The sequence below is a fragment of the Rhizobium sp. CFBP 8762 genome (assembly GCF_014841565.1).
Lineage (GTDB): Bacteria > Pseudomonadota > Alphaproteobacteria > Rhizobiales > Rhizobiaceae > CFBP-8762.
In genome coordinates this window covers 54,095-71,953 of sequence record NZ_JACYUD010000008.1, presented here as the reverse complement: position 1 = coordinate 71,953, position 17,859 = coordinate 54,095, and the positions used below count along the sequence as shown (strand labels likewise).

The following is a 17,859-nucleotide window of genomic DNA, read 5'->3' as shown; positions in this document are numbered from 1 at the left end:
AATAAACCACAAGAAGCGGGCCTCCGGCAGAAAGCCTCACCGATCCGATGTTTCCCACCGTGGGTTGATCCATGGCTCAAGATTGGAGCGGGCCAGCGGCTGGCGACCGAGGATGTGATCGGCGGCCTTTTCTCCCGTCATGATTGAGGGGCCATTGAGATTGCCATAGGTCACATGTGGGAAAATGGAGCTGTCAGCGACGCGGAGACGCTCAACACCGATCACGCGCGTTTGTGGGTCTACAACCGCCATTCGGTCGCTGGCCGCGCCCATCTTGCAGGTGCCGCACGGGTGGTAAGCGCCTTCCAGATGCTCCGCCAGGAACGCATCGATCTGCTCGTCGCTCTGCACCTGCGCGCCCGGAGAAATTTCCGGCCCGCGATAGGGGTCGAAGGCTTTTTGCGCAAAAATTTCGCGGGTGAGACGCACCGTGTGGCGGAATTTGACCCAGTCATCGGGGTCGCTCATATAGTTGAAGCGAATGACCGGCGCATCTTCCGGATTGCCAGATCGCAGCGTAACATGCCCACGCGATTTCGACATGTTATAACCGACATGGGCCTGAAACCCGTGGGCTTTGGCGGCTGATTTACCGTTATAGCTGATAGCGACGGGAAGAAAGTGGTACTGGATATCCGGCCACTTTACCCCGGGGGCCGAGCGGATAAACGCGCAGGCCTCGAACTGGTTGGATGTACCGAGCCCTCGTTTTAAAAACAACCATTGCGCGCCGATCAGGCCCTTCGATAACAGGTTGAGATGCGAGTACAGCGTGATGGGCTGCGTGCACTCCTGCTGCATGTAGTATTCCAGATGGTCCTGCAAATTGCGGCCCACGCCGGGGCGGTCGGCCACAACAGGAATGCCGTGCTGCTGCAACTCCGCCGCCGGGCCGATGCCCGATAGCATCAAGAGCTTGGGCGAATTGAACGCGGAAGCAGCAATGATGACTTCCTTGCTGGCGGAAATCACATGTCTCTGCCCGCCGATATCCACTTCGACACCGGTCGCAACACCGTTTTCCACGATAACCTTGCGGGCAAAGCAGCGGATCAACCGGCAGTTCGGGCGCTTCAAAGCCGGACGCAGATACGCGTTTGCGGCAGACCAGCGCCGCCCGTTGTGGATGGTCTGTTCCATCAAGCCGAAGCCTTCGCCCTTCTGGCCATTATAGTCGTCGGTGGCCTCGAAACCGGCTTGCTGACCGGCTTCGATGAAGGCGGAAAACAGCGGATTGACGGCGCTTCCCCGGCGCACATGCAGCGGGCCATCCTCTCCGCGCCAGCCCTGCCTGCCGCCATGGGAGGTTTCCATGCGCTTGAAGTAGGGCAGCACATCGGCATAGGCCCAGCCCTGAGCGCCCATCTCTTCCCAGCGGTTGAAGTCCTCCGCATGGCCGCGCACATAGACCATGCCGTTGATGGAGGAGGAGCCGCCGATCACCTTCCCGCGCGGGGCAATCATAACGCGGTTGTTGAGGTGCGGCTCCGGCTCGCCGGTATAGCCCCACTCATAGCGGCGCATGTTCATAGGGTAGGCGAGCGCTGCTGGCATCTGGATAAAGGGACCGGCATCGCTGCCGCCAGCCTCCAGCACGATCACGGAATGCTTGCCGTCCTCCGACAGGCGGTACGCCATGGCAGAGCCTGCCGAACCGGAGCCGATGATGACGTAATCCGCTTGATCCATGATCGAGACTCAGTAAGGAGATTGCACGGGCGACATTGCCACATACACGGTCTTCAACTCGGTATAGTGGTTCAGCGCGGCGAGTGAATTTTCCCGCCCGAAGCCCGATTGCTTGGAACCGCCGAAGGGAATTTCGACGGGGCAGAGATTGTAGGTGTTGATCCAGACAATACCGGCTTCCAGCCGGTCGGCCACGCGGTGTCCGCGGGTGAGATCGGCGGTAAATACACCCGCTGACAGGCCGAACTCCGTGCCGTTGGCGCGAACCAGAACTTCGTCTTCATCGTCAAAATCCAGTACGCACATGACAGGCCCGAAGATTTCCTCGCGGGCAATCGTCATATCGTCCGTCACATCGGCAAAGACGGTCGGTTGAATATAGGTGCCTTCGGCATTCACGGCATTGGGAATGCCGCCGCCGGTAATCAGCCGCGCGCCTTCTTCCCGGCCTTTTGCAATGTAATCCAGCACCTTTTCGCGCTGGGCCATGGACACCATCGGCCCCATCTGCGTGGCGTCATCCAGCGGATCGCCGATCACGATGGCGTCCGTGCGCTCTTTCAGGCGGGCCAGAAACGCGTGTTTGATAGTGCGATGCACGAAAACGCGGGTGCCGTTGGAGCAGACCTGACCGGTAGAGTAGAAATTGCCAAGCATTGCGCCGCCAATGGCCGATTCCAAATCGGCATCGTCAAACACGATCAGGGGGGATTTGCCGCCCAGTTCCATGGTCACATGGCGCAACCCACTGGCCGCTGCCGCATAGACCTTGCGGCCCGTGGGGACCGAGCCGGTCAGCGACACCTTGGCCACATCCTTATGGTTCACCAGCAGGGGTCCGGTCTCGCGGTCACCCTGAATGACGTTAAACAGCCCCTTCGGCAGACCGGCTTCCACCAGAATCTCGGCGATTTTCAGCGCACCCAACGGCGTGTTTTCCGAAGGTTTGAACACCATGGCATTGCCGGAGATCAACGCTGGCGCGGTTTTCCAGCAGGCAATCTGCTGCGGGTAGTTCCACGCGCCGATGCCGACACAAACGCCCAGCGGCACCCGTTTGGTGAAGGCGAAATCCCCGCCCAGCGGAATGTAATCGCCATTCAACGCGGCTGCCGCCACGCCACCGAAAAACTCGAAGCTGTCGGCACCGGACGTCGGGTCCGCAACGATGGTTTCCTGTATCGGCTTGCCGGTATCGAGCGTTTCCAGTTCCGACAATTCGCGGTTGCGTGTCCGCATAATGTCGGCCGCGCGCTTGAGAATGCGCCCACGGGCGGTGGGGCTGAGGGCTGCCCATTCCGGCTGTGCCCGCTTGGCGGCAGCAATGGCGCGTTCCACAATGGCAGGCGTGGCGGCATGCAGCCGGGCGATAACCTCGCCGGTTGCAGGGTACACGCTATCGAATGGCGTGCCGTCCTTGTCCTCCACATAATCGCCATCAATAAAATGCGAGGCTTTGGGCTGGGCTCTCAATTCATTCACCTCTTGGATAGCGTTTGGACTCTTCCAGAATATTCAGGTCCATATGGTTGCGCATGTAGCGCTCTGACGCTTTTTGCAGCGGCTGGTAATCCCACGGATAGTAGCTGCCATTGCGAAGGGCCTCATACACAACCCAGCGCCGCGCTTGACTTTCACGCACGGCGGCATCGAATGTATGCATATTCCAGCGGGCCAGCCGCATTTCCGTGAATGCCGCCAGCGTGCGAGCATGGGCGGGGTCGCCCGCAAGATTGATCGTCTCGGCGGGGTCGGACTCCACATCGTAGAGTTGATCGGGATCTGCGAGGCAATGGATATATTTCCACTTGCCCTCGCGAATGGCGACAAGCGGCGCGATGGAGCCTTCGGCGGCATATTCCATCAGCACCGGCGCAACACGCGGCTCGCCACGGGTCATCGGCATCAGGCTGGTGCCATCGGTCCACGGCATGATCTCCTCCATGGAGATCCCGGCGATGTCGGCCAGCGTTGGCGCTACATCCAGATTGGAAACCGGGGCCAGATAGGTGCCGCTGGCAATTCCGGGGCCGGCTACCATCAGCGGCACACGGGCGGAACCTTCAAAGAAGTTCATCTTAAACCACAGGCCGCGCTCGCCCAGCATATCGCCATGGTCGGAGCAGAACAGAATGGCCGTGTTTTCCAGCATGCGCGTGCGGGTGAGGGTGTCCATCAGCTCGCCCACTTTCTCATCAATGTAGGAGATGTTGGCAAAATAGGCGCGTCGTGAGCGGCGCACGTCTTCCTGCGTGACAGCAAAGTTCTTGTAATCGCAGGCTTCAATCAACCGCAGAGAATGGGGGTCCTGCTCCGACAGGGGAATATCTGGGGTTTCCGGCAGCAGATAGGGACAGTCTTCGTAGAGATCCCAAAATTTCTGCCGCGCCACATAGGGGTCGTGCGGGTGCGTAAATGAAACCGTCAGCGCCCATGGGCGGCGTTCGGCATCATCGTTTTCACGCGACAGATGGTAGAGTTTCTGATTGGCCAGAAACGCCACTTCATCATCATATTCCATCTGGTTGGTAATTTCAGCCACGCCTGCGCCGGTGACCGAGCCGAGGTTGTGATACCACCAGTCAATCCGCTCCCCGGGCTTGCGGTAGTCCGGCGTCCAGCCAAAATCAGCCGGGTAGATATCGGTGGTCAGCCGCTCCTCAAAACCATGCAACTGATCCGGCCCGACAAAGTGCATTTTGCCCGATAGCGCGGTGTAATATCCGGCGCGGCGCAGATGGTGCGCAAATGTAGGAATGGAAGAGGCATATTCGGCTGCGTTGTCATAGACTTGTGTGCGGCTGGGCAACTGTCCTGCCATGAAGGAAGCCCGTGCCGGGGCACAGAGCGGCGAGGAGGTGTAGTTGTTGACGAAGCGTGCCGAACGCGCGGCCAGCGCTTTCAGGTGCGGTGCATGCAGCCACTCTGCGGGACCATCCGGAAACAGCGTGCCGTTGAGCTGATCGACCATGATGATGAGAATATTCGGCTTCATGCGGGGCGTGCCTTGAATGTCATGTTCACAGGTTAAGCTATCGTGCTTACTGCTGTTTTGCTGCAAAAGGTATCTTAAATCCGACACGGCGCTATGACATTCAACCGCTTTGACTTCTGGTTTGCTAACGCTTGAGCGCTATTCGATCTGATTGAATCAGATCGGCGCTCTAAGTCCTTTAATTGTAAGCATATCTTTTCGATCCTCGCTTCGCTCCGGTCGGATTATGCTTTAACTCTTAGCCCTAGCTGAAATTGGATAGTTCGCCATGATACCCGCCACCATGTCCCTCATTGATCTGCCAAGCCCCGGCGCGCCGGACGCGATGGTGCTGTCCACAGGCCCGGTGCCTGAGGTTACGCCCGGTCACGTGCTTGTCCACGTGCAGGCGGCGGGGGTGAACCGCCCGGATGTGGCGCAGCGCAAAGGCGAATATCCGCCGCCGCCCGGTGCAAGCCCCATTCTCGGTCTGGAAGTGGCCGGTGAAATCGTCAGTGTCGGCGAGGGGGTAACCCGTTTCGCAGTTGGCGACCGGGTCTGCGGTCTCGCCAATGGTGGCGGCTATGCGCAATACTGCCTGCTGCCGCAAGGGCAGGTTCTGCCGTGGCCCAAGGGCTATGACGCCGTACAGGCCGCAGCCCTGCCGGAAACCTTCTTCACCGTCTGGGCAAATGTTTTCGATATTGGGCGACTAAAGAAAGGTGAAACCTTGCTCGTGCACGGCGGAAGCAGCGGCATCGGCACCACGGCCATTCAGCTTGCGAAAGCCTTCGGGGCAAAAGTCTTTGTCACCGCCGGGAGCGATGACAAATGCAAGGCTTGCATCGATCTGGGAGCTGAGCGCGCCATCAACTATCGGAATGAAGATTTTCAGGCTGTCATCAAGACGCAGACCGATGGTAAAGGCGTGGACGTTATTCTTGATATGGTGGGGGCCGCGTATTTCGACCGTAACCTGTCATCGCTGGCGCGCAATGGCCGTTTGGTCATCATCGCCTTTCTCCTGGGAGCAGTGGCCGACAGGGCCAACCTCACGCCAATCCTGACCAAGCGGCTGACTGTGACTGGCTCCACACTCCGCCCCCGCACAGCGGATGAAAAAATGGCCATTCGCGATGGGTTGCTAAGGGACGTCTGGCCCTTGCTGGAGGCTGGAACCGTTGCGCCCGTCATCCACGATATTGTGCCGTTTGCAGACGTTGCGGAAGCGCACCGGCTGATGGAATCCAGCACCCACATCGGCAAGATCATCTTGAAACTGATATAAAAGCATTTGCCGCTTGTAATCGCGAGAATATCGCTTACCTTGGTTTCAACAGCAACGTAACGAAAGGAAGGTGATCCAATGTCTAATGAGATTTCGAGCCTCGTGACTGGCATGGGAATGGGTGTGGTTTTGACGGGGCAGCCCTCGGCCTGACCCAACCTTCCGCGGATCATGATGATCCAGTGCCTTCACAGGCAGAACTCATGGAGGGCCGCTTTTAGCGGCCCTTTTTGTTTGTCTCGTTTATTCTGCCGTCTGCTGTCTGGCGTTTTCAGCGGCCATCAGTTCCATTTCTTCAGCCAGCGCCCGCGCAACCGAAGGGCGCGCGTTTAGCCGGGTCAGGTAATCGTTAACTGTCGCAAACAGCCGCAAGTCGATGTCCACAAACTGCGCCCAGTTCAAGACGACAACAAGATAGGCATCCGCCACGCTGAAATGTTCGAGCAGATAATTGCGGTTGTGAAGATGTCTGTTTAAGCGCGTGAAACGCTCTGCAGCAGACTGGCGCGCAAAGGCTTTGGCACCATCATTTGATACCGTGCTTAACAATGGCGTGAAGACCTGCTTGTGCAGTTCAGTGCTAACAAAACTTAGCCATTGCGCGAGCTTGTACTTTTCCGGTGCCGTTGTGGGCCCAATGCCCGCAGCCGGATAGGCGTCGGCCAGGAAAGTTAGAATTGAAAAATTTTCGGTTAGAATGGTTCCATCGGCAAGACGCAAGGCAGGCACTTGGCCGCTCGCGTTGATAGTGCGATAATCGGAGGCATCAGCAATTAGCTGTTTTGTCTGAACATTCACTTGGTGGAAAATTACATCGTTGTCTGCTCCTGCTTCATAAAAGCTGATGCGGCTTGCCATCGAGCATGCAAACGGGGAAAAGAATAAATCCACAGCTGTCTCCCAAAAGTATCTTTGTACATTACAGTACATGAATATTAATTGTTGCTCATAAGTCAACTAATTATATGCGGATCAGTACAAAATATGGATGATGTGAGCAACACGAAGCGAGGGCGTGGTCGTCCGCGAGCGTTCGATACCCAAAATGTTTTAAGCCGTGCGCAAGACGCTTTCTGGAACGGTGGATATGCGGCAACTTCACTTGACAATTTAGTCATTGCGACGGGCCTAAACAGGCCCAGCCTATACAGTGCTTTCGGTGATAAACATGCATTGTATATGGCTGCATTTACGAAGGCGCTTCAGGATACTGTTGCAACGCTCAGTGATCTCCTATCCATTGACGAACCGTTGCAGCAGGCACTGATGCGGTTATTTGCGCTGGCAACGGACACATACCGTACAGGTGAAACTGGTCAGCGCGGGTGCTTCTTCATCTCCACGGCGGTTGTAGAAGCCGTTGGCGATGCTGAAATAAGGGAGTCGCTCAGGCTGGCACTGGACGAAATGGACCGGCTTTTTGAAGACCGTTTCTTACGCGCGCAACGGGTAGGTGAACTTCCTACGGAAGCCGATATACCGATTTACGCGAAGTTAACAACTGCAATGTTGAACGGCATGGCGGTCCGGGCAAGAGCTGGTGCGGACGCTCAGACTCTTACCCGAATGGGGCGTGGTTTGACGACGTTGATTTTGGACGCAAATGCTCGACAGAACGATTAGCGGGTGGTGACAGGGATCAATGCCGTCACGGGCTTACCGTTTGAAAGAACAGGCTGGTGGTGATCGTCTGCTAACAGAATGCCAATAACATGCTTGCCGGACGGAACTGCGCAGTATCCAAAATTGGCTTTTATCAAGTTTCCGCCGAAGTCGCTGTTCATGCTGTTATAGGTCTTTCCCGGGACGCTGCATGTGTCTCCGTCAGGATCGATTTTCATGTGAATGTGACCGCACCGTGGATCACCGCCGCACTGTCCCGCTGGCATGAGCCTGAAATTGCTTTTCACAACGACGCCCACCGATTTTTGAGTATCGCTTCCCAAGGCGATTTCTGTGTTGGCCACTGGCCAAACAATCTCAAGGTTCGGAGCCTCATCGGCTTGCGCGGTTGAAAGTGCTGAAACAAGCAACAGAACTGTTCCATAAGCGAACTTCATCATGACAATCTCCCTCAATATGTAATCAATGATTACATTAGGAAATACGAATGTCAACAGTTTGAGTTGGTTGGTGACTGTGCTAGTTCGGATTTATGGCAACGTCCGATACCCCTCGATACCATCACGGAAACCTTGTTCAAGCTTTGGTCGAGGCGACCGTTGCTATCATCGAAGAGCAGGGAATAGATCATGTCTCCGTAAGGGAGGCTGCCAAGCGGGCCGGTGTTTCGCCGGGTGCGCCGTTTCGGCATTTCAGGACCAAGACCGCATTGATGACCGCAGTTGCGGAGCAGGCAATGACTCGTTTGAAGCAATCCGTTACCGAGGCCATCTCAGAGGCAGATCCCAATCAACCGCTGAAAGTGTTTGAGGCCATTGGCCGGGGTTATCTGCGCTGGGCTCTCTCAAACACGACTTATTTCCAAATCATCAGTTCGCGAACTCTCATCGATTTTTCAGGTTCTGAAAGCCTTGTTCGAGACAATACCCAAATACGCACATTGATGGTGGACGTATTGACGCAGGCGCGCGATCTCGGGCAACTGCGCGACGGCGTTGATCTGGATCATCTGATCTTAGGCGCACGCGCCATGGTGTACGGCTTAGCGCGTATGGCCGTTGACGGTCATTTTCCGGAATGGCACGTGTCCGAACCAGCACAGGACGCCGTGTTTACCGCCCTGAGCAACTTCATTGCGACATTGAAAAAAGCTGATGCAAAACCGCCGCGAAAGCAGGCTTTCACGGCGGATCGGTAAACGCTGTCAATTCAGGCCGAAGCTTTACGCAGCTTTCTCGTACAGCTCTGCGACGTAATCCCAGTTAATGAGGTTATCGACAAATGCTTCGAGATATTTCGGGCGGGCGTTGCGGTAGTCGATGTAGTAGGAGTGTTCCCATACATCCACACCCAGAATCGGCGTTGCGCCATGCACCAGCGGGTTTTCGCCGTTTGGTGTCTTGGAGATTTCCAGCTTGCCGTTTTTCACCGAAAGCCATGCCCAGCCGGAGCCGAACTGGCCCGCGCCAGCGGCCAGAAAGTCTTCGCGGAACTTGTCGTAGCCGCCGAGGTCGGATTTGAAAGCAGCTTCCAGCGAGCCAGGAAGCTGCTTGCCGCCGCCGCCCTTCTTCATCCAGTTCCAGAAGTGCAGGTGGTTGTAGTGCTGGCCAGCATTGTTGAACAGCGGCTGATTGGTGCCGTAGGATTTCTTGACAATCTCTTCCAGCGAAAGGTCCGCCAGACCGGCTTCTTCAGCAAGCTTGTTGCCGTTAGTTACATAGGCCTGATGGTGCTTGTCGTGGTGATATTCGAGCGTTTCGCGCGACATGTAAGGCGCCAGCGCATCGTAATCATAGGGAAGGTTCGGCAATTCGAAAGCCATGGGTTCTCTCCTTTTGGCAACGGGTTTTGTTAAAAACCGTAAACGGAACATAGGCATGAGGCGGGCAACAGGCAACCGCCTTCATGCTCATTTTCCCGTCGATTCTAAACGAACTGACTAAGACCAGGCACTGAGGCGACAACCTCATCCACCACGTCCGAGCCAGCTTTTTCCCGAGCAAAAGCAATGGTTTCCTTTGCCAGTGCACCAATCTCGCCCATGCCGAGGCCTTCGCCCATCAATTGCTGGCCGAGCGCCATGACACCGCCGCCCATTGCAGAGACGATGCCGCTGAGAAAGCCGCCGCTCTTGCCCTCGCCATTATAGGTTGCCACCGCTTCCGGACCGCCGGGAATAGCGGTAATCATGCTGGCGACCGGCCCGGCCGCGGCTTCGCGCTGCAAAAAGCCCAAAATCATGCCCACGGCTTTTTCTGCCGTTGCCGCATCAATTCCGACATTGGCCACCAGCCGTGCAATCAGTTCATCCATGATACTCTCCATTTTTGGGCCATGTGTTCAGGCTGTCTCAAGGTAATTAAGCGGGCTGTCAAACTCAAGCATTGTTCGTGAGCCTCTTTGGCCTATAACTTGGGTCTATAACAAGGCAATGGTGACCTTACAGGAAACGTGAACGATGTTGCAGGACGGAAAACTTTTTATCGGCACGAGCCGCAAACCCGACGACAGTCTGGGCGATCCGCAATATCTCACCCTGAAGTTCGGCAACCGCCACGGGCTCATCACCGGGGCCACCGGAACCGGCAAAACGGTAACCTTGCAGGTGCTGGCCGAAGCCTTTTCCAATGCCGGGGTGCCGGTATTCTGTGCCGATATCAAGGGCGACCTGTCAGGCATTGCCGCTATTGGCAAGCCCCAGGATTTCCTGCTGGCGCGTGCGAAACAGATCGGGCTTGATCCCTACGAGTTTCAAGAGTTTCCGGCCATCCTCTGGGATATCTACGGCGAGAAGGGCCATCGGGTGCGTGCCACCGTGGCGGAAATGGGGCCGCTCTTGCTGTCGCGTCTGCTCAGCGCCACGGATGCGCAGGAAGGCGTGTTGAACATCGCCTTCAAGATTGCGGATGAGGGCGGTCTTCCACTGCTGGACTTCAAGGATTTGCAGGCCATGCTGGCCTATATGGCGGAAAACGCTGCAACGCTCTCCGGTCAGTTCGGGCAGGTATCGAAAGCCTCTGTCGGCTCTTTGCAGCGAGAATTGCTGATTCTGGAGCAACAGGGAGCTGAAAATTTCTTTGGCGAACCCGCTCTGAAAATCACCGACATCATGCGCACCACCAATGACGGGCGCGGCGCTATCTCCGTGCTTGCGGCTGAAAAGCTGATGATGAACCCCCGACTGTACGCTACATTTCTGCTGTGGCTGCTCTCTGAATTGTTTGAGGAACTGCCGGAAGTGGGCGATGTCGACAAGCCCAAGCTTGTCTTCTTCTTCGATGAAGCGCACCTTTTGTTCAACGACGCGCCGAAAGTGCTGGTGGAGCGCGTGGAGCAGGTGGTTCGGCTGATCCGATCCAAGGGCGTCGGGGTCTATTTCGTAACGCAGAACCCGCTGGATGTGCCGGAGACCGTGCTGGCCCAGCTTGGAAACCGTGTGCAACATGCACTACGCGCCTACACGCCGCGTGAGCAGAAAGCCGTCAAGACCGCCGCTGAAACCTTCCGCGCCAATCCGGATTTTGACAGCGCGGAGGCAATTACCAATCTGGCGACAGGCGAGGCTTTAGTATCCATGCTGGAAGGCAAGGGAGTGCCCTCTATCGTCCAGCGCACGCTCATTCGCCCACCGTCTTCGCGATTGGGGCCTTTGACAGATTCGGAGCGCAAGGAATTGATGGCTGTCAGCCCGGTGCGCGGGCTCTATGATGCGGATGTGGACCGCGAGTCGGCCTATGAAATTCTGGCGGCGCGGGCCGCCAAGGCGACAGAAGCTGCACAGGAGGCAACGAAGCAGGCTGAAAAACCCAACAACCGCTGGACCCTTCCAGGGTTTGGCGATGAGGACCAACCGGCTGGCACGGGAAGCCGCCGTTCCGGCCAGCAGAGCACGCCAAGGACCAGAGCACCATCACGTGAACGACAGACGGTGGTGGAAGCGGCGGTGAAATCCGTAGTACGGGCCGCTGGCTCGCAGCTTGGCCGCGCGCTGATCCGCGGTATTTTGGGTAGTCTGCGCCGCTAGAGCATTTCCAGTGAAAACGGTGTCGTTTTCGCGTCCGACAATGCGACAAAACAAGGAGTTTGAGCATAATCCAACCGGAGCGAAGCGAAGATTGATAAGATCATGCTTGAAAAACAGAGTTTAGAGCGCTGTTCTGATTCAATCAGAACAAAAGCGCTCTAAAGTAAAAAAGCCCGGACGAACCGGGCCTTTTGTTTGTCTGCATCAATCAGGCAACCGTCAGTCCAACCTCGATATTGCCGCGTGTCGCGTAGCTGTATGGGCATACGACATGGGCCTTTTCAACCAGACCTTCCAAAACGGACCGCTCCAGTCCACTGGCTGCGATTTGAATGGACACATCCAGACCAAAGCCTTCGCCATCGTCACGCTTGCCGATGCCAACGCTGGTCGTCACAGTGGTTTCTTCTGGAAGCTTGACCTTCTCACGTCCGGCAACAAACTTCAGTGCGCCGAGAAAGCAAGCGGAATAACCGGCTGCAAACAGCTGCTCAGGGTTGGTGCCAGTGGCACCATTGCCGCCCAGTTCCTTTGGCGTGGTCAGCGTTAGATCAAGAATGCCGTCTTCGCTCTTGGAAGTTCCGGTACGGCCGCCGCCGCTGGCAGTTGCTCTCGTTGTGTACAGAACGTTCATGTCACTCTCCATGTTTCGACTGAATTATGTATATCGCGCAACTGAATTGCGCGCAAGTTAATTTTGCAAATTGCATTTCATCGTCTATCCTGCGATAATGCGCGGATGGAAAAGAAAGTTGCACAGAATTTGCAAGAAAACGGGCCCGCTACGGTTGCGGTCGATCAGCAGCTCTGTTTTGCGGTGTATTCGGCAGCGCACGCGTTCAACCGCGCCTATAAACCACTGCTGGAAAAGCTTGGCCTGACCTATCCGCAATATCTGGTCTTGCTGGTGCTGTGGCAGGGCGATGGCATCACCGTCAAGGCCATTGGGGACGTTCTGGGGCTCGACTCCGGCACCCTGTCTCCATTGTTGAAGCGGCTGGAGGCCACGGGGCTGATTTCGCGCAACAGGGATGGCAAGGACGAGCGGCAGGTGTTTATTGTGCTGACGGACAAGGGACGGGCGCTGGAGGCGGATGCGGCCAACGTCTTTACCGACATAGGTTTGGCAACCGGATGTTCGCAACAACAGGTGGACGATCTGCGTTCCTCTCTCCAGACCCTGTCACATAACCTTGCGTCCGCGACACCGGTTCGTTGAGTGAGCCGGTATCGCGAGTCCCTTCGCTCTGATCAGTTGTCGATCTCTTTCGAGATGACATCCAGCGTCTGCGCATTCAGTTTGAGATCATAGTGGTTGTGATCGGACGCCATTGCATTGTTAACATCCCATTGAGTGCTGTCTGTATCGAACTCAACCTCGCCCCAAGACATGTAACCCAGAGCTTTCAACTTGGTTTCTATCCGGGTTTTCTCCTCAGCTGTCGGTGCGCGGTCTGCCAGTGCCGGGCCTGCGAAAGCCGTTGTGAGCAGACCGAGAAGCGTTAGGGCCGAAACGTGTTTCATTCTATCCTCGCAGGTTAAATTGTGTACACGCTAATTTAGGATAGACTTTCCATTCGTCAATGGTGCTGGTTAAACGACAAGAATTGGAGATCCGTTTCGCACCCGATCGTAGAGATGAATGACATCCTGATTCATCATGCGCACACAGCCAGATGATACGGAGCGACCGATTGATTTCCATTCCGGGGTGCCGTGCACACGGTACAGCGTATCCTGCCCGTTCTGAAAAATGTAGAGCGCGCGCGCGCCGAGCGGATTTTTAAGCCCCGGCGCCATGCCGCCATTGGCAATGGAATAGGGTTGCAGATTGGGCTGGCGGGCGACCATTTCATCCGGCGGCGTCCAGCGCGGCCATTTGCGCTTCCACTGAATAACGCCCCGACCGGACCACGCGAAGCCTTCCCGCCCCAAACCCACTCCATAGCGGATAGCGCTGCCGCCGCCCTGAACATGATAGAGAAAATGGTCCGCCGTATCGACAATGATGGTCCCCGGCGCTTCCTGAAACGGATCTCGAACCTCCTGCCGGTAAAAGCGTGCATCGATTTGCCGGTACGGGACGGGTGGTATGGAAAAACCACCATCAAGCACGCCGGCATAGTAGGATTCGTAGATGCTGTTTTGCTCCGGCAGACCTGTGGGAACAGGCTCGGGACCGGGCACGGCGCGGCCGTATTCATCCTCAAACCCTCCGGCAAATCGCCCTTCGAGCGCGGGGTTGCGGTATATCGGCGCTGTCTCGTAACGAAACTGGTCAACATTCATGGAGGATGTGCAACCGGCAAGGGTTCCCGCAGCCGCAAGGCCGGAAAGCGAAAGAAACTGACGGCGAGAAAGGTTGGGAGGGGTTGTCATGACGGCACAGTGATTCCAGTTTGCAGGTTATGTGTTCCCATATGCAACTGGCGCGTGGCTTGTGCAGCACACGCATTTTCACAATTTCGGCATTGCTTGCGAAAAATTCATGAATCCATAACGGCGGCGGGGTGTTGTGCGCCGCCTGCTCTGGTTATGGTGGGCTTGCGATCACGAAATCAAAGGGACCGATATGCTGACGATCTACGGTGTTTATACATCCCGCGCTTCGCGCACCTACTGGCTGGCCGAAGAGCTGGGTATTCCCTTCACCTCGGTTCCGGTCATTCAGGGTCGCCGTCTGGCCGATCCGCTGGCCGAAGATGCTGCAATCAACACCCAATCGCCAGCTTATCTCGCTATCAATCCCATGGGGCAGATTCCGTTTGTCGATGATGATGGACTGAAACTGCAGGAATCGCTTGCCATCAACCTGCATCTGGCCCGCAAGCACGGCGGACCTCTGGCCGCTGCTGATGCCAGTGAAGAAAGCCTGATGACGATGTGGTCATTCTGGGCGGCGACGGAGGCGGAGGTTCACAGCATCAAGATTGTGAAGGCCAATGATTCCGGCCAGCAAGATACGCCGGAAGGCCGTGCTCTGATCAGCGAAGCCGTCACAGCCCTCAAGAAACCGCTGTCTTTTCTGAATGAGCGCTTGTCCCACACCGGTTTCGTTGTGGCGGACCGCTTCACGGTTGCCGATATCAATGTGTCGGAAGTGCTGCGTTACGCCATGAGCGAGCCAACGCTATTCGAAGATGTGGCTCATGTTCGCGCATGGCTGGAAACGTGCCATGCACGGCCCGCGTTCAAGGCGATGATGGCACGGCGTGCCGAAGAAATCGCAGGCTGACGACACACCAAAAGCTACCGGGCCTCGAACGATAGAATTATTTCCATGAGGCCCGGGAAGTTTGCTTCCAGATCGTCAAAGCGCACGACACTGATATTTTCCACACCCTGCTTATGCGTGCGGATGATCCCCGCTTCGCGGAGAATGCGCATATGGTTGGACAAGGTCGAGCGCGGCATGGCAGGGCAGGGCGCGGCCGCACCGCAGTTTTGCCCCTCTCTCATACTCCACAATTTGCGCACGATACCAAGCCGCGTGGGATCACCCAGCGCAGATAGAACGCTGGTTAAGATGTAATCGTCCCGATTTGGATGAAGGAATTGAGCCATACGCCGTATCTAGCATGACCCTTGACACCGATCAATATTTCGATAAAACCGAAATATCGTAATACGGAATTAAAGGAAGATGATGATGGAAGCTACGGGCTCATTCAAAGGTAAGGTTGTGGTGGTGACCGGTGGCTCCACCGGCATTGGCCTGTCTGCCGCTCAGCAGTTCCTGAACGAAGGCGCTGCGGCTGTGTACGTGACCGGGCGCAGCGAAAAGACGTTGAACGCGGCTGTTCACCAATTGGGAGAACGCGCAATTGCTGTGGTGTCCGATGTGTCGCAGCAAGCGGACATTGAAGCGTTGAAAGCGCGCATTGAGAAAAGCGGACACAAGGTGGATGTGCTGTTTGCCAATGCCGGTATTGCAGAAAGCAACGCTTTGGGCGCAACCAGCGAAGAGCTTTACGACAGGATTTTCGACATCAACGTGAAGGGAATATTCTTCACGGTTCAAACCTTGTTGCCCGTGTTGCGGGATGGCGGCGCCATCGTGTTAACAGGGTCTATCGTAGGCAACAAAGGCAATGAGGGCCTCAGCGCCTACAACGCATCGAAGGCCGCAGTGCGTTCGTTTGCGCGCACATTTGCCAATGATCTCAAAAGCCGCGGGATCCGGGTCAATACGGTCAGCCCGGGTGCCACCCGCACGCCGATTATGGAAAATGGCTTGAAGCTGGATGACGAAAAGATAGCGGCTTTTGACGCGTACCTCAAAGCTGTCTCACCCATTGGGAGAATGGCGCAGCCTGAGGAGATTGCCTCTGCCGTGCTGTTTTTGGCGTCGGATAAGGCCGCATATATCAATGGCATCGAACTTTCCGTCGATGGCGGTCTGGCGCAGGTTTGAGCGTTAGAACGCCCATCCCCCTGCGGGTCTGACCTCTCCTACCTCTAAGCGGTTCCAGTTTTTCAGGCTTCGCTGCGAGGCCTTCCTCAATTGCGCGTGTATCTCCGGTTCTTCCGCAAAAAAGCGGGCGAGGGTGGCGGCCACCATGCTTTCGGCGGCGCGTGTTGCGCCGTCTTCACATTTCAGCGCAATGCCGATGCCCTGCTCGGGGACGGCGGCGCAGAACACGCCTTCGGCACCGGTTTTGGCGAAAATGCGGCCGGGGGCGATTTCCATCAGATGCGTGCAGGCACGGCCCGTTCCGGCCACATAGAAAGGCTCGGCCATGCACGCAGCCATCAGGCGTCGGGCAGCCGTTGCCCGCGTGCTTGCCAACCCGGTTCCCGTCGCCATGCGCGCAAAGCCATGGGCAAGATTTTTCAGCGGCATGGCATAGGCCGGAATGGAGCACCCGTCCGTTCCACAGACATCCGGTCCCAGAACCGCACCGGTCAGGCTTTCCATAACGCCACGGATTTCAACCTGTATCGGGTGGTCCGGCTGGACATAGCCGTCTGTTTCCAACCCAAGATGACAGGCCGTACAGAGAAAGCCGGAATGCTTGCCACTGCAATTGTTGTGCAGGGCCGTCGGCCTGTCCATGCTGCGCACCTGGTCCACCAACACTTTCTGATCAAACGACCAGTGCGCCCCGCATTCCAGAGCATCCACGTCACGGCCAGCCCGCGCCAGCATGTCGGCGGCCAGTGCCACATGCGCCGGCTCACCGGAATGCGAAGAGCAGGCTAGTGCCAGATGCCGGTTGTCGAAGCTGTAAGCATCCGCCGCCCCGCTTTCCACCAGCGGAAGGGCCTGCATGGCTTTGCAGGCAGACCGGGGAAAGACGGGCGTGTCGATATCACCAAGGGAAAACACTGTTTCCCCGTCCCCATCCACCACGGCCACCGCGCCGCGATGCGTGCTTTCAACGCGCGTGCCGCGTGTGACTTCAACCAGTACGGGATTTTGCATCTCATGCCCTCAAAACAACCGATTGATGTGCTTAAACCAAATCCTGCCACACTTCACGCTCTCAAGGGCCGTTCATGAAATTTTTCAAGTTGCTGATGATTGCCATATCGATCGTCTACTTTTTGCCGGTGATAGTGGCAGCCGCGCTCTGGGTGCTGGGCGATCACCCGGCCAGCTGGCGGGATGCTACATGGAGTTCCGCCGGTATCCTGCCGCCCGCCAAGGCCTCGCCGGATGCTGCAATCTATATTTTTTCGGCCAAGACCGGCGGATTCAAGGGTGCCGTGTCCAGCCATTCATGGATTGTCACGAAGGCGGAAGGTGACCAGACGTACAATCGGTACGACAAGGTTGGCTGGGGCTCACCCATACGCCGCAACGGCTATCCCGCCGATGCGTTCTGGTACTCCAACCCGCCGCAAATTATCAAAAAGGTGGAGGGTGCGGAAGCAGCGCGGCTGATACCGCAGGTCGAGAAGGCCATTCAGGGCTATCCCTATTCCAAACCGGGCGGCTACCAGATTTTCCCCGGACCCAATTCCAATACCTTTGTGGCGCATGTGCTGCGCTCCGTACCGGACCTTGGCGTGGTGTTGCCGCCGGATGCGGTTGGTCGCGACTATCTGCCGGAGGGGCGTTTTTTTGCCATAGATGCCGATCACCGGGATGTTCATGCGACGCTGTTCGGCCTCGCCGGAATTTCCGCCGGATTGCGCAGCGGGCTCGAAGTGCATTTTCTGGGCCTTGTGGCGGGGCTGGATATCATGCGCCCCGGCATCAAGATTCCTGTGTTCGGACGCTTCGGCGTTTAGAGCGCTTTTCGATCTGATGGAATC

General features: G+C 56.7%; 20 protein-coding genes. 8 read left to right on the top strand and 12 right to left on the bottom strand.

Annotated elements, in window-relative coordinates; all coding sequences use genetic code 11:
* Positions 1-36: 36 nt before the first annotated feature.
* From betA to betC, 3 genes are read right to left on the bottom strand one after another with little or no spacing between them, the layout of a single operon-like run.
* Positions 37-1,689: a choline dehydrogenase gene (gene betA / locus IFT84_RS17240; RefSeq protein ID WP_192121643.1), complete on the bottom strand. Its 1,653-nt coding sequence runs from the start codon at positions 1,687-1,689 to the stop codon at positions 37-39.
* A gap of 9 nt (positions 1,690-1,698) precedes the next feature.
* Positions 1,699-3,162 (bottom strand): betaine-aldehyde dehydrogenase, encoded by a 1,464-nt coding sequence (gene betB / locus IFT84_RS17235; protein ID WP_192121641.1) that lies wholly within the window; start codon positions 3,160-3,162, stop codon positions 1,699-1,701.
* 1 nt (position 3,163) lies between these two features.
* Positions 3,164-4,684 (bottom strand): choline-sulfatase, encoded by a 1,521-nt coding sequence (gene betC / locus IFT84_RS17230; RefSeq protein WP_192121639.1) that lies wholly within the window; start codon positions 4,682-4,684, stop codon positions 3,164-3,166.
* 268 nt (positions 4,685-4,952) lie between these two features.
* Between betC and IFT84_RS17225 the strand changes: the two genes are divergently transcribed.
* The gene (locus IFT84_RS17225; protein ID WP_192121636.1) at positions 4,953-5,951 is read left to right on the top strand and encodes an NAD(P)H-quinone oxidoreductase; all 999 of its coding nucleotides are present in this window, start codon (positions 4,953-4,955) and stop codon (positions 5,949-5,951) included.
* 243 nt (positions 5,952-6,194) lie between these two features.
* On the opposite strand, the gene IFT84_RS17220 is transcribed toward IFT84_RS17225, so the two are convergent.
* Positions 6,195-6,842, bottom strand: a complete 648-nt coding sequence (locus IFT84_RS17220; RefSeq protein WP_192121635.1) for a glutathione binding-like protein — start codon at positions 6,840-6,842, stop codon at positions 6,195-6,197.
* Positions 6,843-6,935: 93 nt separating this feature from the next.
* Between IFT84_RS17220 and IFT84_RS17215 the strand changes: the two genes are divergently transcribed.
* Positions 6,936-7,574 carry a TetR/AcrR family transcriptional regulator gene (locus IFT84_RS17215; protein ID WP_192121633.1) on the top strand — a complete coding sequence of 213 codons (639 nt, stop codon included), beginning with the start codon at positions 6,936-6,938 and terminating at the stop codon, positions 7,572-7,574.
* Here IFT84_RS17215 and IFT84_RS17210 read toward each other — a convergent pair.
* Positions 7,571-8,014, bottom strand: coding sequence for a hypothetical protein (locus IFT84_RS17210; protein ID WP_210321730.1), 444 nt, complete (start codon positions 8,012-8,014; stop codon positions 7,571-7,573). The two genes, IFT84_RS17215 and IFT84_RS17210, sit on opposite strands and share 4 nt — an antisense overlap.
* A 92-nt stretch (positions 8,015-8,106) precedes the next feature.
* Here IFT84_RS17210 and IFT84_RS17205 point away from each other — a divergent pair, with 92 nt between their 5' ends.
* On the top strand, positions 8,107-8,772 hold the full coding sequence (locus IFT84_RS17205) for a TetR/AcrR family transcriptional regulator (RefSeq protein ID WP_192121631.1): 666 nt from the start codon (positions 8,107-8,109) through the stop codon (positions 8,770-8,772).
* Between the two features lie 24 nt (positions 8,773-8,796).
* Here the strand turns inward: IFT84_RS17205 and IFT84_RS17200 are convergent, their stop codons facing one another.
* Together IFT84_RS17200 and IFT84_RS17195 are read right to left on the bottom strand one after the other, a co-directional pair.
* Positions 8,797-9,396, bottom strand: coding sequence for a superoxide dismutase (locus IFT84_RS17200; protein ID WP_192121629.1), 600 nt, complete (start codon positions 9,394-9,396; stop codon positions 8,797-8,799).
* Between the two features lie 104 nt (positions 9,397-9,500).
* On the bottom strand, positions 9,501-9,887 hold the full coding sequence (locus IFT84_RS17195; RefSeq protein WP_192121627.1) for a hypothetical protein: 387 nt from the start codon (positions 9,885-9,887) through the stop codon (positions 9,501-9,503).
* A gap of 145 nt (positions 9,888-10,032) precedes the next feature.
* On the opposite strand from IFT84_RS17195, the gene IFT84_RS17190 reads away from it, so the two are divergent.
* Positions 10,033-11,598: a helicase HerA-like C-terminal domain-containing protein gene (locus tag IFT84_RS17190; RefSeq protein ID WP_192121625.1), complete on the top strand. Its 1,566-nt coding sequence runs from the start codon at positions 10,033-10,035 to the stop codon at positions 11,596-11,598.
* A gap of 208 nt (positions 11,599-11,806) precedes the next feature.
* Here the strand turns inward: IFT84_RS17190 and IFT84_RS17185 are convergent, their stop codons facing one another.
* Positions 11,807-12,232, bottom strand: a complete 426-nt coding sequence (locus IFT84_RS17185; protein WP_192121623.1) for an organic hydroperoxide resistance protein — start codon at positions 12,230-12,232, stop codon at positions 11,807-11,809.
* Positions 12,233-12,337: 105 nt separating this feature from the next.
* On the opposite strand from IFT84_RS17185, the gene IFT84_RS17180 reads away from it, so the two are divergent.
* Positions 12,338-12,817 carry a MarR family winged helix-turn-helix transcriptional regulator gene (locus IFT84_RS17180; protein WP_192121621.1) on the top strand — a complete coding sequence of 160 codons (480 nt, stop codon included), beginning with the start codon at positions 12,338-12,340 and terminating at the stop codon, positions 12,815-12,817.
* Between the two features lie 32 nt (positions 12,818-12,849).
* Here the strand turns inward: IFT84_RS17180 and IFT84_RS17175 are convergent, their stop codons facing one another.
* Together IFT84_RS17175 and IFT84_RS17170 are read right to left on the bottom strand one after the other, a co-directional pair.
* Positions 12,850-13,122: a PepSY domain-containing protein gene (locus IFT84_RS17175; RefSeq protein ID WP_192121619.1), complete on the bottom strand. Its 273-nt coding sequence runs from the start codon at positions 13,120-13,122 to the stop codon at positions 12,850-12,852.
* A 69-nt stretch (positions 13,123-13,191) separates the two neighbouring features.
* Complete coding sequence (locus tag IFT84_RS17170) at positions 13,192-13,977, bottom strand: L,D-transpeptidase family protein (RefSeq protein WP_192121617.1); 786 nt, start codon at positions 13,975-13,977, stop codon at positions 13,192-13,194.
* A 193-nt stretch (positions 13,978-14,170) separates the two neighbouring features.
* Between IFT84_RS17170 and IFT84_RS17165 the strand changes: the two genes are divergently transcribed.
* Positions 14,171-14,833 carry a glutathione S-transferase family protein gene (locus tag IFT84_RS17165; protein WP_192121615.1) on the top strand — a complete coding sequence of 221 codons (663 nt, stop codon included), beginning with the start codon at positions 14,171-14,173 and terminating at the stop codon, positions 14,831-14,833.
* A gap of 14 nt (positions 14,834-14,847) precedes the next feature.
* On the opposite strand, the gene IFT84_RS17160 is transcribed toward IFT84_RS17165, so the two are convergent.
* A complete protein-coding gene (locus IFT84_RS17160) occupies positions 14,848-15,162 on the bottom strand; it encodes an ArsR/SmtB family transcription factor (protein WP_192121613.1) in 315 nt (104 codons plus the stop codon).
* Between the two features lie 85 nt (positions 15,163-15,247).
* On the opposite strand from IFT84_RS17160, the gene IFT84_RS17155 reads away from it, so the two are divergent.
* Complete coding sequence (locus tag IFT84_RS17155) at positions 15,248-16,012, top strand: glucose 1-dehydrogenase (protein WP_192121611.1); 765 nt, start codon at positions 15,248-15,250, stop codon at positions 16,010-16,012.
* Positions 16,013-16,015: 3 nt separating this feature from the next.
* Here IFT84_RS17155 and IFT84_RS17150 read toward each other — a convergent pair whose 3' ends face one another.
* Positions 16,016-17,023, bottom strand: coding sequence for an asparaginase (locus IFT84_RS17150; RefSeq protein WP_192121609.1), 1,008 nt, complete (start codon positions 17,021-17,023; stop codon positions 16,016-16,018).
* A 74-nt stretch (positions 17,024-17,097) separates the two neighbouring features.
* Between IFT84_RS17150 and IFT84_RS17145 the strand changes: the two genes are divergently transcribed.
* Positions 17,098-17,835, top strand: a complete 738-nt coding sequence (locus IFT84_RS17145; RefSeq protein WP_192121607.1) for a DUF3750 domain-containing protein — start codon at positions 17,098-17,100, stop codon at positions 17,833-17,835.
* The last annotated feature ends 24 nt before the right edge of the window (positions 17,836-17,859 follow it).

What these genes read in the sequence shown, in the direction of transcription:
- betA (WP_192121643.1), bottom strand. Translation starts at nt 1,689, where the DNA reads ATGGATCAAGCGGATTACGTCATCATCGGCTCCGGTTCGGCAGGCTCT.
- betC (WP_192121639.1), bottom strand. Translation starts at nt 4,684, where the DNA reads ATGAAGCCGAATATTCTCATCATCATGGTCGATCAGCTCAACGGCACG.
- IFT84_RS17225 (WP_192121636.1), top strand. Translation starts at nt 4,953, where the DNA reads ATGATACCCGCCACCATGTCCCTCATTGATCTGCCAAGCCCCGGCGCG.
- IFT84_RS17215 (WP_192121633.1), top strand. Translation starts at nt 6,936, where the DNA reads ATGGATGATGTGAGCAACACGAAGCGAGGGCGTGGTCGTCCGCGAGCG.
- IFT84_RS17210 (WP_210321730.1), bottom strand. Translation starts at nt 8,014, where the DNA reads ATGATGAAGTTCGCTTATGGAACAGTTCTGTTGCTTGTTTCAGCACTT.
- IFT84_RS17205 (WP_192121631.1), top strand. Translation starts at nt 8,107, where the DNA reads ATGGCAACGTCCGATACCCCTCGATACCATCACGGAAACCTTGTTCAA.
- IFT84_RS17200 (WP_192121629.1), bottom strand. Translation starts at nt 9,396, where the DNA reads ATGGCTTTCGAATTGCCGAACCTTCCCTATGATTACGATGCGCTGGCG.
- IFT84_RS17195 (WP_192121627.1), bottom strand. Translation starts at nt 9,887, where the DNA reads ATGGATGAACTGATTGCACGGCTGGTGGCCAATGTCGGAATTGATGCG.
- IFT84_RS17190 (WP_192121625.1), top strand. Translation starts at nt 10,033, where the DNA reads ATGTTGCAGGACGGAAAACTTTTTATCGGCACGAGCCGCAAACCCGAC.
- IFT84_RS17185 (WP_192121623.1), bottom strand. Translation starts at nt 12,232, where the DNA reads ATGAACGTTCTGTACACAACGAGAGCAACTGCCAGCGGCGGCGGCCGT.
- IFT84_RS17180 (WP_192121621.1), top strand. Translation starts at nt 12,338, where the DNA reads ATGGAAAAGAAAGTTGCACAGAATTTGCAAGAAAACGGGCCCGCTACG.
- IFT84_RS17175 (WP_192121619.1), bottom strand. Translation starts at nt 13,122, where the DNA reads ATGAAACACGTTTCGGCCCTAACGCTTCTCGGTCTGCTCACAACGGCT.
- IFT84_RS17170 (WP_192121617.1), bottom strand. Translation starts at nt 13,977, where the DNA reads ATGACAACCCCTCCCAACCTTTCTCGCCGTCAGTTTCTTTCGCTTTCC.
- IFT84_RS17165 (WP_192121615.1), top strand. Translation starts at nt 14,171, where the DNA reads ATGCTGACGATCTACGGTGTTTATACATCCCGCGCTTCGCGCACCTAC.
- IFT84_RS17160 (WP_192121613.1), bottom strand. Translation starts at nt 15,162, where the DNA reads ATGGCTCAATTCCTTCATCCAAATCGGGACGATTACATCTTAACCAGC.
- IFT84_RS17155 (WP_192121611.1), top strand. Translation starts at nt 15,248, where the DNA reads ATGGAAGCTACGGGCTCATTCAAAGGTAAGGTTGTGGTGGTGACCGGT.
- IFT84_RS17150 (WP_192121609.1), bottom strand. Translation starts at nt 17,023, where the DNA reads ATGCAAAATCCCGTACTGGTTGAAGTCACACGCGGCACGCGCGTTGAA.
- IFT84_RS17145 (WP_192121607.1), top strand. Translation starts at nt 17,098, where the DNA reads ATGAAATTTTTCAAGTTGCTGATGATTGCCATATCGATCGTCTACTTT.